At 67.8% G+C, this 13,374-nt stretch carries 10 protein-coding genes and 2 pseudogenes; 2 read left to right on the forward strand and 10 right to left on the reverse strand.

What is annotated here, in order from left to right:
- Positions 1-143: 143 nt before the first annotated feature.
- From AB0I54_RS43895 to AB0I54_RS43915, 5 genes and pseudogenes are all read right to left on the reverse strand, one after another.
- A pseudogene (locus AB0I54_RS43895) lies at positions 144-1,352 on the reverse strand (IS256 family transposase).
- Between the two features lie 275 nt (positions 1,353-1,627).
- A complete protein-coding gene (locus AB0I54_RS43900; RefSeq protein WP_363302010.1) occupies positions 1,628-2,233 on the reverse strand; it encodes an ISAs1 family transposase in 606 nt (201 codons plus the stop codon).
- Complete coding sequence (locus AB0I54_RS43905) at positions 2,167-2,808, reverse strand: transposase family protein (RefSeq protein WP_363301971.1); 642 nt, start codon at positions 2,806-2,808, stop codon at positions 2,167-2,169. The genes AB0I54_RS43900 and AB0I54_RS43905 overlap by 67 nt, the downstream gene beginning before the upstream one ends.
- Positions 2,809-4,271: 1,463 nt before the next feature.
- Positions 4,272-4,394 (reverse strand): annotated as a pseudogene (locus AB0I54_RS43910) (IS5/IS1182 family transposase); the annotation flags it as partial.
- A 347-nt stretch (positions 4,395-4,741) separates the two neighbouring features.
- A complete protein-coding gene (locus tag AB0I54_RS43915) occupies positions 4,742-5,944 on the reverse strand; it encodes an IS110 family transposase (RefSeq protein WP_363302011.1) in 1,203 nt (400 codons plus the stop codon).
- Positions 5,945-6,191: 247 nt separating this feature from the next.
- Between AB0I54_RS43915 and AB0I54_RS43920 the strand changes: the two genes are divergently transcribed.
- A complete protein-coding gene (locus tag AB0I54_RS43920) occupies positions 6,192-7,256 on the forward strand; it encodes an IS110 family transposase (RefSeq protein WP_363301972.1) in 1,065 nt (354 codons plus the stop codon).
- Positions 7,257-7,325: 69 nt separating this feature from the next.
- On the opposite strand, the gene AB0I54_RS43925 is transcribed toward AB0I54_RS43920, so the two are convergent.
- Entirely contained in the window at positions 7,326-8,312 is a 987-nt protein-coding gene (locus AB0I54_RS43925) for a transposase (protein WP_363301973.1), read from the reverse strand.
- A gap of 168 nt (positions 8,313-8,480) precedes the next feature.
- Entirely contained in the window at positions 8,481-9,059 is a 579-nt protein-coding gene (locus AB0I54_RS43930; RefSeq protein WP_363301974.1) for a transposase, read from the reverse strand.
- A gap of 304 nt (positions 9,060-9,363) precedes the next feature.
- Here AB0I54_RS43930 and AB0I54_RS43935 point away from each other — a divergent pair, with 304 nt between their 5' ends.
- Positions 9,364-9,879, forward strand: a complete 516-nt coding sequence (locus AB0I54_RS43935; protein ID WP_363301975.1) for a transposase — start codon at positions 9,364-9,366, stop codon at positions 9,877-9,879.
- A gap of 176 nt (positions 9,880-10,055) precedes the next feature.
- On the opposite strand, the gene AB0I54_RS43940 is transcribed toward AB0I54_RS43935, so the two are convergent.
- The 3 genes from AB0I54_RS43940 to AB0I54_RS43950 form a co-directional block, all read right to left on the reverse strand.
- Entirely contained in the window at positions 10,056-10,445 is a 390-nt protein-coding gene (locus tag AB0I54_RS43940; RefSeq protein ID WP_363301976.1) for a hypothetical protein, read from the reverse strand.
- A 39-nt stretch (positions 10,446-10,484) separates the two neighbouring features.
- Entirely contained in the window at positions 10,485-11,219 is a 735-nt protein-coding gene (locus AB0I54_RS43945; RefSeq protein WP_363301977.1) for an IS110 family transposase, read from the reverse strand.
- 479 nt (positions 11,220-11,698) lie between these two features.
- Positions 11,699-13,372 (reverse strand): fatty acyl-AMP ligase, encoded by a 1,674-nt coding sequence (locus AB0I54_RS43950; RefSeq protein ID WP_363301978.1) that lies wholly within the window; start codon positions 13,370-13,372, stop codon positions 11,699-11,701.
- Between the last annotated feature and the right edge of the window lie 2 nt (positions 13,373-13,374).

The following is a 13,374-nucleotide window of genomic DNA, read 5'->3' on the forward strand; positions in this document are numbered from 1 at the left end:
AGACCCCAAGCCGTTCATCTGGACCAAGACCGCCGAAGAGATCCTCGACTCCCTCGCCCGCTTCTGCCGACGGATCTCTGGCGCAGGACACTAGCCTCGCGCTTTCGGGTGTGTCAACTTAACGGCTGATCTTGGTTGTTGAGTTATCGATGGTCAGTGGGGGTCAGACGGCCGTCGAAGGCGATCTGGAAGGCATTCAGGGGTGCCTTCCAGCGCATCGTCCAGCGGCGCCGGCCCTTGCCGGTCGGATCCAGGCTCATCAGCGCCATGTACACGCACTTCAACGCGGCGGCCTCCGAGGGGAAGTGGCCGCGGGCTCGAACCGCCTTGCGGATCCGGGCGTTCACACTCTCAATCGCATTCGTGCTGCAGATGACCTTGCGGATCTCAACGTCGAAGGACAAGAAGGGCACCATCTCGGCCCAGGCGTCGGACCACAGCTTGATCACAGCCGGATACTTGGTGCCCCATCTCTCGGAGAACTCCAAGAACCGTTCGGTCGCGGCGGCCTCGCTGGGAGCGGTGTAGACGGGCTTGAGGTCCTTGGCGACCTTGTCCCAGTCCTGGCGGGCGCAGTAGCGGATGCTGTTGCGAATCAAGTGAACGATGCACGTTTGGACGACCGTGCGGGGCCAGACCGTCTCGACCGCGTCCGGCAGGCCCTTCAGCCCGTCGCAGACGAGCATGAGGACATCTTCAACTCCGCGATTCTTCAGCTCGGTGAAGACCTGGAGCCAGTGCTTGGCGCCTCGCCGCCGTCACCGGCCCAGATCCCGAGAATGTCCCGGGTGCCCTCGACCGTGACGGCCATCGCAACGTAGATGGGCCGGTTGGCGACCTTGCCATCGCGAATCTTCACATTGATGGCGTCCACGAACACGACCGGGTAGACGCGATCCAGCGGGCGGGCCTGCCATTCCGCCATGCCCTCCATCACCTTGTCCGTGATCGTGGTGATGGTCTGCTTGGACACCTCTGCCCCGTACACCTCGGCCAGATGAGCCGATATCTCCCCGTGCGTGAGGCCCTTCGCGGACAGGGAAAGCACCATCTCGTCCACGCCCGTCAGGCGGCGCTGCCGCTTGCGGACGATCTGCGGCTCGAAGGTGCCCGCAGTGTCGCGGGGCACCTTCACCTCGACCGGGCCGACATCGGTCAGCACCGTCTTGGAGCGGGTGCCGTTCCGGCTGTTGCCGCTGTTCCTGCCGGCCGCGTCGTGCTTGTCGTAGCCGACATGATCGGTGATCTCGCCCTCCAGGGCGGACTCGAGTACCCGGCTTGGTCAACTGCTGCAGCAGCCCGCCCTCCCCGGTCAGCTGGAGCCCGTCGGAGCGGGCTCGGTCGACCAGCATCGCGATCAACTGCTCGTCCGAGACCGCCTCCGCGGCCGACTCGACGACCGGCTCCTCCGCGGCCTCGTGCTCGGTGATGGTCTCGCTCATCAGGTGTCTCCTTGATCATCGGATCCGCCGTCTATTGGACACTCCCGCGCTTCACGAGGTGGGCTGTCCGGCTGGTGATCAAGAGAGCAGAAAGCGCCTCTGACCCGGGAGAATGAGGATTGCTGAGGTCCTTGTTCCCGCCACCGTCGGAGGCGCGAAGCGCCGTGCGGAACTGCAGGGCTTGATCAAGTTCCCTCGGTTCCCGGGTTGTTGGTGATGCCCAGGAGTGGAAGTGCTCGTTCGGGTTGGTCGCGGATTGCGCGGGTGGTCTTGGCGATGTTGTCGGCTCCCAGGGTTCTGAGCGGGCCGATGGCAAGGTTGCGGAGGGTGGCCATGGCCCGGGGCGCGGTGCCGGTGTGGACGGTGGAGGCGTCCTCGGCGAAGGTCACGTCTCTCACGTGGTGCAGGGCTTCCACGGTCCAGTGGCCGCGGATCGCGGCGGCGAGTTCGGCGGGGCCGGCCTGGTGGGCGTCGAGGCTGGTGACGGCGTAGACCGTCTCGCGGGTTTCGCGTCGGCCGGTCTGTCTGCGGCGGCGGTGGACGCGGACGGCCAGACGGGCGTGAGGGAAGGCGATCCCGCCGAGTTCGTCCGCGATGCCGCAGGTCTTGACGGAGCGGGACTCGCGGCGGCCGTGTCCGGTGGAGGTCGTGGTGTGCTGGACCGGGATGCCCCGCCAGGGCAGGGCCGCGAGCTGGCGGTGTGCGGTCGGCTGATTGGCTTTGATCACCGCGATGTAGTGGGCGTTCTTGGTCTCGACCAGCCAGGTGACGTTCGCCTGGACCGAGTGCAGCGCGTCATTGTGACAAGAGCTCCTTGAAGGTCCGGCGGTTCGAGCAGGGGCCGGAAGTGCGTGGTCTCGTTCGTCTTCGCTCCTACCTCCGCCTGGGCGAGGGCCACGGCCCGGTGGTGGGTGACCGCGGAGAGCAGATGCCGGCGGGTGGCGGTCAGGTGGGCCGATCCCTTCAGTGCCTTGCCGTCGACGACGATCACGCGACGCGGTCCGGACCCGGCCCCGGCGGCGTCGTGCCGGCCGGTGAGGTAGGCGCCGACCGCCCGGTCCAGGGCGTCACCGTCGACAGCCTGGAGGACACGCCCGATCGTGGTCCGTGAGGGAGTCCGGCGCCACTGGAGCGGATGACGGCGCACGCCGACGGCCGCCAGCAGGGCGTCCGAGGCCCGCTCCGCCCACTCGGCGAGTTCGTCGACGCTCCTCGCTCCCGAGACGGCCGCACAGGCACATATGAGGAGGATGGCGGTCAGCGAGTACCAACGGCCCCGCCGCGCACGCGCGTCGGGCACCAGGTCCAGGCAGGGGCGCAGGTCGGCGACCCGGCCGCCGTCCAGCGGACCCAGCTTCACCAGCACTGCGGGAATAGGAGAGGATACAGCGGCAGGCACGGGCCACCTCATGAACCTTGGCCTCGCCACATGATCGACGAGCTCGCGCGAAGTGCCCGACATACCCGTTCCACGGACCTCTGGAACACGCTGTAGGGAACCAACAAGGAGCCTGCGCCGGAGAGTTGAGACGTCGAACGCCTCCCGCAACGGCAGGGGAGCCTCGTGCGTTCTGGCCCTGTTCATCACCTGATCGGTGGCCACATGACAGAACTCAACGCCTGCCCCTGCCCGCTGGAGGGTACCCAGCATTCCCGGCGTTGGAGCCTCGGCCTGCCGGCGGGGCAGCGGTCGGTTGCGGCCTGGCAGGGGGGCCAAACCGCTGCGCACCATCAGACGCAGGGGTGTAATTCGGAAGAGTCATGTTCGCGTACGGTCGGAGACCGTGCAGCGGCAAGGCATGCGGCGGCGGATACGCGGGCGTATTACCCGACTGTCGCTCCCGTGCCTGTGCCGCCCGTGCCTGTGCCGCCGGTGCCTGGTGCGTGTTCTCGGGCGCCCATGAGTAGCCGTGGGGGTGGGTCAGCCATGCTGGGGGCGCCCCCTGGGCCCGTGCCTGTGCCGCCCGTGCCTGTGCCGCCCGTGCCTGGTGCTGGTCCTCGGTCGCCCGTGCCTGGACCCGGGCCGCGCATTTCTGGCCCTGAGCCAGGGCCTGAGCCGCCCATTCCTGGAGCTCGGCCGGGGTCGCCTGGTGCCCAGGCCAGGGCCCCCGTGCCTGGGCCTTGAGGGCGAGCCGCAGTGCCGCTGGCGTCCCGGTCGCCATTGTCTCCTGCGCCCAGTCTTCAGTCCACGGCTGCTTAAATGTCGTCGCCTTTGGGGGGCCGGAATTGTTCCACTTAAACTCTCGATTCCATTCAATCTCCGGGCGGCCGGAATCTTTAAATGCCATATGCAAATTCAAGCCTGGTCCGAACCAATTCCTGTCAAATGGCCCCTCCATGGGAAGCCCTGTAATCTGATCGAATTTCCTCTCACCAAAAAGCTCCGTGTAAAGATAATAGTCTTTTTCTGTGATTTTCAAAGTTCCATGGAAAGTGCCAGGCATTTCATCATCCTCTAGTCACATGTCTGCAGAAAAGGCCTGAAGCAGCGAGCCTCGCCTTGTAGAACGTCTTTCGGCTGGCCACGGATCAACGTCCCGCCGTCAACTCTTCCTCCCTCGAAACCTTGCAGGTCAGAGTCGTTGCAGGCGTGCGACCCTTGGCCGGGATACGACCAAGGGCTGCAACCACTCCAAAACGGGCGCCCGTTGCGGTGCCCGCAGTCAGCGCCATGACGGCGAGACGGTGCGGGGGAGGGGTGGCTTCTTCCAACCGGGGGTACGACGGACGCACGCGCGGTGCGCGACCCGGTCCCCGGCAGTGGAGGGGAGGCGACACGTGCCGATGAGCGACTCCTCGCCGCCCCGACCCGGGACTCCGTGAGCTCTTTCAGCGTTGCCGCTCCAGCGTGAGGACGGCAGCAGCGATTGACGTCATTCGATTCGGGCTGCACCGGGATCTGCGGAAGATGCGCCAGGACTTCAGGCGTGCGACGCCGCGCTCGACCGGTGCCGGGCCGCGGACAGCGCACGGTTGAATACTGCTCCCAGAAGTTCAAGGGGGCCTGCCGCAGACTGGGCATCGTGCAGTCGATGGGCAGAGTCGGATCTTGCTTCGACTGTGAGGATGGGATCACCGCCGCAGTGGTGGCCTGACCCTTGTTACGACCGACCCTTCGGGTGTCCTGGCTGTTGATCTGTCGGTCGCTGCTGCGGCGGGCTCGATGCGGGCCGCCGGCCGCGCGGGCAGTGACCGAATAGGAGCCTGCACCGCCGGGCGCTCGTCACAGTCCTGTCCTCCCGCCCGGCCGGCGGTCTCGCGCTGACCGCCGCTTCCGGGGGGTGCCCCTATGGGTTTCGTCAACCCGTGGGGGCGGGTTGGGGGTCGTAGAAGGTGCCGTCGCGGAGCATCGCGAAGAGCACGTCGGCTCGTCGCCTGGCGAGGCAGAGGAGGGCTTGGGTGTGGTGCTTTCCCTGAGCGATCTTCTTGTCGTAGTAGGTCCGGGAGAACGGGTCGGCCAGGGCTGCGAACGCGGACAGGAAGAAGGCCCGTTTGAGCTGCTTGTTTCCTCGCCGGGATGGTTGCTCCCCGCGGATCGACGAGCCGGAGCTGCGGGTCGCGGGAGCGAGACCTGCGTAGGCCGCGAGGTGGGCGGCGGAGGGGAAGTTGCTGCCGTCGCCAACGTCGATGAGGATCCTCGCTCCGGTCCTGACGCCGATCCCTGGCATGGACGTCAGGACCTTCGAAAGAGGGTGGCCCTCCAGCAGTTCCTCGATCCGCGTGGCAAGGAGTTTGCGCTGGTCGAGGACGGCTTGGAGCGAGTTGGCGAGGCTGGGGACGATCAGTGCGGCCGCATCGGTGCCGGGCACTACCACGGTCTGCTCGTCCAAGGCCGTGAAGATGTCCTCGACCAATCGCTCGGCCATGCGCGGGGCCTTGGGACGTATCAGGCTGACCAGCCGTCGGCGTCCGGCCTTGCGGATCTGGGCCGGGGACCCGAACTGGTCCAGCAGCCGCAGGACGGCCGGGTGCTGGATTCGGGGGCCGAGGACTCGCTCCAGGTGCGGGTGGATCTGCGTGAGCAGGCCGCGCAGCCGGTTGCTGATGCGGGTGGCCTCGCCGGCCAGGTCGTCGTCGAAGCCCACGATCATCTCCAGCTCGGCGACTGTCTCGTCGGCGAGTTCGATGGAGCGGAGCGTGTGAGGCATCGCGCGGGCTGCGTCGGCGATGATGAACGCGTCGCGGGCGTCGGTCTTGGCTTCGCCAGGGTAGAGGTCGGCGATCCGCCGCATGGTCAGGCCAGGCAGATAGGCAACCTCGCAGCCCAGGTCGCGGGCGACCGCGATCGGCAGGGCACCGATCGAGGCGGGCTGGTCGACCACCACGAGCACGGTGCCGTGCTTGGCCTTGAGCTTGCCGAAGACCTCACGGAGTTTGGGCTCGCTGTTGGGCAACCGCTTGTCGAAGGCCTTCTTCCCGGCCGGGGTGACGGCGGTGGCGTGGTGTTCGCCCTTGCCGACGTCCAGGCCGAGGAAGGCGCCGATCTCGCTGATGTCGATCACGCGCTTCCTCTGGTCGTTCTCGCCCGGCCGTCCCTCGGCACCGATCGCCATCCACATTACGAAGAGCTCCCGACCTGCGAAGAAGCCGGTGGTCATGCCCCTAATCAGCGGTCTGTCAGTGCCTCCGGGGCTGGTGACACCACCCCCCAGGCCATGCGTTCGACAGGGGGAGAAAGTCATGCCAACTCCGGAGGCCGGGCGCCCCATTGCGGGGCCACCAAGAAGGTAATGGGGGGAACGGACAGCCATGACCAGCATCCTGCAGGCCGAGCCGATCGGGAATGTCGTCGTCGGAGTCGACACCCACAAGTACGTGCACACTGCGGTCGTAGTCGATGTCGTCGGCGGTACCCAAGGCAACCTCAGCGTCGCTGCCGACCGCGGCGGATACGAACAACTCGCCCAGTGGGCTGCCCAGTTCGGACAGGTCCTTGGCTTTGGCGTCGAGGGCACCGGTTCCTACGGCGCCGGACTCGCCTCCTACCTGCGCCGACACGGCCACAAGGTGATCGAGGTCAACCGGCCCGACCGCAGAGTACGCCGCCAGCGCGGCAAGTCCGACCCCATAGACGCGGAGAACGCCGCCCGCGCAGTCCTCGCGGGCACCGCGACCGCGACACCGAAAAGCGCCGAGGGCACGGTGGAGATGATCCGCCACACCAAGATCGCCCGCGACACCGCGGTCAAGGCCCGCACCCAGGCCATGGTCACCCTCAAGGCCCTCATCGTCACCGTCCCTGACGAACTGCGCGAACAGCTCCAGGGCCTGCCGAAGATGACCCTCATCGACCGGTGTGCAGGACTGCGGCCCGGCACGGTCACCAGCGTGCTGGCGTCGGCGAAACGCTCCCTGCGCTCCCCGGCCCGCCGCTGGCTCGCCCTCGACGAGGAGATCAAGGACCACGACCGGCTCCTGGGCGAACTCACCCGCCAGCAGGCTCCCGAACTGGTGGAAGCGTTCGGGATCGGTGCGGACACCGCCGCCGAAGTCCTGGTCGTGGTCGGCGACAATCCCGAACGGATCCGCTCGCAGGCTGCGTTCGCCAAGCTCGCCGGCGTCTGCCACGTCCCGGCCTCGTCCGGCAGGAGGGACCGGCACCGGCTCAACCGAGGAGGCCACCGGCAGCTGAACTCCGCGCTCTACCGCGTCATCGTCCGTATGCGCTTCCACCAGCCGACCATCGACTACGTCGCCCGGCGCACCAGAGAGGGCAAGACGAAGAAGGAGATCATCCGCTGCCTCAAGCGATACCTCGCTCGCGAGATCTTCCAGATGGTCAAGGCCAAGCCAGAGTGCGTCCAGGCCACTTGACGAACCATAGGAGGAGTCGACCGTTCACCTGCGGTGACGCCCCGCGGATCCTGCTGGCCAAATATGGAGTTATGCGGCGAGAGTGAGGTCGAGGCGGGCGAGGTGGCTGGTGCGGGTGTGGTCGAGGGGCTGGCCGTTCCACCAGGCGTCGAGGCGAATCAGGTTGAGGGCGACGGCGCAGTAGACGTGCTCGAGATGGGTCTTTTCGAGGCCGCGATAGCGGGCCCGGCGGCTGCCGGTGACCGCCATGGCCTGGCGGATGGTGCCCTCAGCACCGGCCCGCAGGGCGTACTTCGCCCGCCATTCCTGATCTTCCTGGGCGATGTGGTTCGCCTGGATGAGTTCTTGCAGCGGCCGTGGCCGCAGGGTGAGTTGACGGCCCCAGCGGGTGGCGTTGGTGCAATCTGCTCTGACGGGGCAGGGGACGCAGTCGGCCTGGTCGAAGCGGACCACGATCACCTCGCGGCCTTTCTGCCTGGCCGGGCTCCAGAACCGGCTGGTGGCGCCCTGGGGGCAGGTCGCCCGGCGGGCGTCCCAGTCGATGGCGAAGGCTTCCCGCTGGTAACCGGCGTTCTCGCGGTACTGGCGGGACGTGCCCGTCAGCAGCGGTGTGACCAGGGAGATGCCGAAGGCGGCCTGGGCGCCGACGATGAGTTCGGCGCTCGCATAGCCGGAGTCCAGGTAGTGCTCGGCGGGCAGCAGGCCGCGGTCGGCGAGAACCTGATGTACGGGCTCGACGAGTTTCACATCGGGCACGGTCGCATCCGTGGTCGCGACATGCGTGATCACGTTCGGGACTGGGGGACGTACCCGCCGGCCTGGCCGCGGCACCCCGTCGTCGGGCCGGGGCAGCTGACAGACCTCGCTGATATGCAGCTTGTACCCGGTCCAGTGCAGATCTTCCTTGGTGCCGTAGCGGGCATCGAGATCGTAGGGCGAGGTCAAGCGGATTCTGCCAGGCGGGAGACCGTCCTTGTCCGCCTCCCGCCGCTTGACCACCTCCGCTCCGTTGCTGTCGGTGGTGATCAGGTAGTTCTGCACGGTGATCTGCCGCAACACCTGGACCGCAGGCAGCCCCTGCAGCCAGATTGGTGCGGCCGGATGGTAGACCGCCCGCAGCAGAGCCACCGCGTCGCGGCCGTAGTCCAGAGCGAGTTCGTCCCGCTGGATCTGGGAGCCGGGCGGGCGCCAGTACGCGTCGATCCGCCGCCCGTAACGCCGGTTTTACTCACCAACCTCCAGCACCTGCGCCACCCAGTTGGGGGCCGCGGCGGACAGCGCCTCGAGTGCGGCCCGCACCGTCTCCCCGGCCAGCTCCAGCCGGTTCAACTCCCGCACCGCCGCCAGCACATGAGTGGAATCGGTACGCTGCTTGCCCCCGGCCTTGACCAGGCCCTTCCCCTTCAACGCCGCCAGCAGAAGATCCAGCACCCGCTCTTCCAGGCCGTGATCGACCACCCGGGTGCGAAACTCCGACAACACCGACGCGTCGAAGCCGACATCCTCCAGCTCCAAACCCAGGCAGTACTTCCACGACAGATCGAACCGGACCCGCTGAACGGCGGCGCGGTCGGTCAGGTTCTCCGCCATCTGCAGCACGGTCACCATCGCCAGACGGCCCGGCGACCATCCACGCCGCCCCCGGCGGCCAAACGCCTCGGCGAACTCCGCATCCGCGAACAGCCCGCCCAGCTCGTCCCGCACCCGCATCGCCAACGGCGGTGCCCCGCGTCCTGCCGCTGCCCGTGCGACCCGCGCCGTCGCCACGGGGACCTCGGGCCACTCCTCCGGCCGCAACGACATGACTCCCACCCCCAGCGACCGGGAACGACAAGACCGGCCACCACGGTGCCAACAGCATCCCCACACCCCAGGACACGACATTTGGCCAGCAGGATCCCCGCGGGCGTGAAAATCGGTACAGGGGCTGTCCGCCGACGCCGCTTGATGTTTGGGCTGTGAGCCCGCATAGGAGTCTGGTGAGGGAGCCGTCCGAGGGGGCCGCACACTGTCGCCTTGAGCACGCCGATCAGCTTCTCCGTTACCCCCTTGGCTTCCCGGGCAGTCTCTGCCTGCACGATCACAACTGGGGTACGTCATAGAGGAGTTGAGAGAAGACCACGACGACGGCACGGTCGCCAAGGTCGCGGCGATCGACATCGCGAAGGCGTCCGGGATGGTCTGCCTGCGCGTCCCGCACGACACCATCGAGGGCCGGCGCGTTCAGAAGGTCTGGACGGTCGCCTCGACCACGAACACGATCCTCGAACTCGGCGACCGGCTGGTCTGCCAGGGCGTCGAGCGGGTGGTCATGGAGGCGACGGGCTCGTACTGGCGCCCGTTCTTCTACTTGCTGGAGGCCCGCGGCCTGGACTGCTGGCTGGTCAACGCCCGTGACGTGAAGAACGTCCCGGGGCGCCCGAAGACCGACAAGCTGGACGTGGTCTGGCTGGCCAAGCTCGCCGAACGCGGCATGGTCCGCGCCTCGTTCCTCCCGCCCAAGCCGGTCCGGCAGTTGCGGGACTTCACCCGCACTCGCACCGTGTTCGTCCAGGAACGCACCCGGTACAAGCACCGCGTCGACAAAGCTCTCCAGGACGCGCAGATCATTAGGAATCACTGATCCAGATTGCCGGTCTGCTCGGCAGTAGGTGGCCGTGCTGGAGCCACCGGGGTGGCGGAGGCCGCCCGTCATAAAGGTGAGACTTGGGTACTGCCCCGTCCCCGCTTGCGTGGTGGGACATGTTGGGTGTGCTCATCACCAGGGTGATGCTGTGCTGGCGGCGCTCCGGCCCCCAGTCATCTATCCGCCGCGACTGGCCTGTCAACAGCGTGCGGCACGGTGTGGTTCGGCACACGGCCGACGGGACCAATCAGTAACTCGGCCTCGCCGTGAGGGGGCCAGACTTCGGGACGGTCTCGCGTCGGCCGTGGGTCCGGATGCTGCTCACGCTGGTCCGTGCGGGCCAGGCAGCGGACTTCGCCGTCGCGTAGTCCGTAGGAGACCAGGGTGAGCAGCTTGCGGGCCGCGGCGGCCTTGGCGATGTTGCGTGCCTGGGTGCCGCGGCGGGCCTCGATGCGGTCCTTGTGGGCGCGCATCGGGGTGTTCTCGGGGGCGTGTTGGACTGCCTCGACTGCCGCCCAGCGCACCAGTGTCGAGCCCTGCTTGGTGAGGTGCCCACGGTGCACGGTCAGGTCCGACTCGCGGTGGCGTGGGGTGAGCCCGGCTCACGAGCACAGTTGTTTGGCGGTGGGGAAGCGCGTGGCGTTGCCGATCTCGGCGACGAACACCGCGGCCGGGACCGGGCCGATGCCGCCGATCTGCTGGATCGCGCGGTAGCCCGTGTCGTCGGCGAGCCGGGCGGCGATCTCCTGATCGAGCCGGGCCAGCTGCCGGTCGAGTTCCCTCATCACCGTGCGCAGGGCCTGCAGTCGGGCCGCGTAGCCGGCGGGCAGTGGCAGCTCGTTGAGGAACACCGCGCCCCTGGTGCCGAACAGGTCGCTCATCGGGACGGCGATGCCCAGCTTGCCCATCACGCCGTGGGCCCGATTGCGGCAGCTGGTCCGCAGACGCACCAGCTTGTGCCGCCCGCGTACCATCTCGCGCAGTTCTGGGGTTTCGGGCGAGGCCGGCCAGGCTTCCGGCAGCCGTCCCAGCCGCAGCAGGTCGGCCAGGTCGGCGGCGTCCTTCTCGTCGTTCTTCACCCGCCGGTAGGCGAACCCCTTGACCCCGAGGGGGTGGGCGAGGTGGACCTCGGCCCCGGCCTCGGCGAGCGTGTCGGCGGCCCAGTACCAGCCGAGCGTGGCCTCCAGCACGACCTTCGGCTGCGGCCCGGCTTTGGCGGTCTCCCGCTTGAGCCGGGCGGATCGTTGTTGAAGCGGACCATCTTGCCCAGCCGCTGCCCGTCGGCCGACATTCGTACCAGGACCGAGCGGCGACGGTGCAGGTCCATTCCCACCCACTGCACACCGTCATACGGTGGTGAACTCATCGAGGGCCTCCCCGAGTTCGGATCTTGGCCTGAGCCGAGCATCCTGCGCACCCGGCGGAAGCGGGAGGCCCCGCCCCTTCATCGCATCAGTAAGCGCTCGTTGGCGGTGCCAAGGCATCAGGGAGTGTGATCTTGCCCGGTGCGTCAGCTCGCCGAGGTCGTCCGGTACGTCCGCAACCGCGAACAGTTTCGCCTGCGTGGCGTGTGACGACGTCCCTTTCCCACGCGTCGCTCTCCGTGGAAGAACGCAGATGAGTCGAACCGGCGTTCGCCGAGGGCCGGGACTGCGTGATCGTCTCGACCAGCAGGCTGTGACACCGTCGCCCTGTCGCCCTGTCGCCCTGTCGCCCTGTCGCCCTGTCGCCCTGTCGCCCTGTCGCCCTGTCGCCCTGTCGCCCTGTCGGACCGGACGGGACCCGGGCAACCTGACGACGGCAACTACCTGAATCCTCACGCCTTCGCAGGGAGGGGCTGGCTGCTTGAGAGATGTCGAGCAGCTTCTGCCCTGCGCAGCTTTCCAGAGGGGGTCTTTGGCAAACTGCCTGCCTCGACGATTTGCACGGTGGTCGGACGCACGCCCACGGTGTCCACCGTACGGCTGATGATCTCCTGGGCCAGCTGCAGTTCGGCGTCGGCGTCACCGGCGTGGGGGGACTCTGCGATGATGGCGAAGCCTTCTCGTCTGGTTCCCGCGTGGAGCCGGACGGCGGCAGTGTTGCCTGCGCGGACACCTTCGACGGATCCCACGACGCGTTCGATGTCGGTGGGATAGATATTGCGGCCTGCCATAATGATGACGTCCTTGCTGCGCCCGCAGATCACGACCTCACCGTCGGCGAGGTAGCCCAGGTCCCCGGTGTGCAGCCAGCCCTGCTCGTCCTGGGTGGTCAGCGGACCGTCCACGGTGAGGTAGCCGGGTGTGACGGACTCCCCGCGGACCAGCAGTTCCCCGACCTGCCGTGCGCCGAGCAGGGTGCCGTCGGGGCTGGCCGCCCGCACCTCCAGTCCGCGCAGCGGTGCTCCGAGACGGCTGAACTGTCGCGTGGGTGAGCCGGCTGCGGCGGGCACGGCCAGGTTGTCCTCGTCCAAGCGGCTCGCGTCCACCACGTCGACGAGCAGGCCGCCGGCAGTCTGTGCGGCACTGACGGCGAGGGTTGCTTCGGCCAGTCCGTAGGCGGCGAGCACGCACTCGGGCTGTAGGCCGAACCGCACGCCGACTTCGGTGAAGCCGCGGATGACGGCCTCGTCGATGGGTTCGGCGCCGTTGAGTGCGATGCGCAGCGACGACAGGTCGAAGGTGGCTGAATCACGCACTCTGGCCAGCTGTTTACGCAGGAGCGCATAGGCGAAGCTGGGGGCGCCGGTGATCGTTGCGCGGTACTTGTCCAGAAGAGTGGGCCACAGCAGGGGGGAGCCCAGGAAATCAGCCGGGGTGATCTTCACCAGCTCCAGGCCCAGCGTCATGGGCACGGTCAGGAACGCGATCATGCCCATGTCGTGGAACAACGGCAGCCACGACATCATCACGTCCTGGTCGGGATCGAGCTGTCCGCGTTCGGCGATGGCCGTGATGTTGGCGAGAAGGTTGCCGTGGGTGATACGTACTGCTTTCGGTACTGCCGTGGTGCCGCTGGTCAACTGGAGGAGCGCGGTGTCCTGCTCTCCGGACGCCACGGGAATCGGAGTGCCGTAGGGCTGAGGTGTGTCGACCGCCTCGGTCAGGAGCTGGTGGCGGATGCCCTTGTCCGCGAGCGTCGATGCGACAGGAGCGAAGGACGTGTCGAGCAGCACGACGTCGGCGCTGATCATCTCCAGCACCTGCAGGGTGCCGTGGCCCCACTCGGCCAAGTCGGTGCGTGGTGTGGGCTGGTGCAGCATGGTGACGCTGCCTCCGGCCAGCCACACACCCTGCACCGCGGGGGCGACCAGCTCGGGCTCGGCGGCGAGCACCGCGACGGCGCCACCGGGGCGCAGCCCCTTCGTTACCAGGGCGGTCGCCACTCCGCGCGCTTGGGCGTGTACCTGCCCCCAGGTCTGCCTGCGCGGGTGGTGGGGCTCACCGGTCACTATGCCGCGGCTGGTGTGCTGGGCCGTGGTGACCAAGGTGTCAACGAACCGGCTCATGC

This window comes from Streptomyces sp. NPDC050625 (assembly GCF_040654755.1).
In the GTDB taxonomy this organism is placed as follows: domain Bacteria; phylum Actinomycetota; class Actinomycetes; order Streptomycetales; family Streptomycetaceae; genus Streptomyces.

Bases quoted from the DNA above. Each gene is read 5' to 3' on its own strand.
- AB0I54_RS43930 (WP_363301974.1), bottom strand. From the start codon at position 9,059: ATGTCGTTGCGGCCGGAGGAGTGGCCCGAGGTCCCCGTGGCGACGGCG.
- AB0I54_RS43920 (WP_363301972.1), top strand. From the start codon at position 6,192: ATGACCAGCATCCTGCAGGCCGAGCCGATCGGGAATGTCGTCGTCGGA.
- AB0I54_RS43950 (WP_363301978.1), bottom strand. From the start codon at position 13,372: ATGAGCCGGTTCGTTGACACCTTGGTCACCACGGCCCAGCACACCAGC.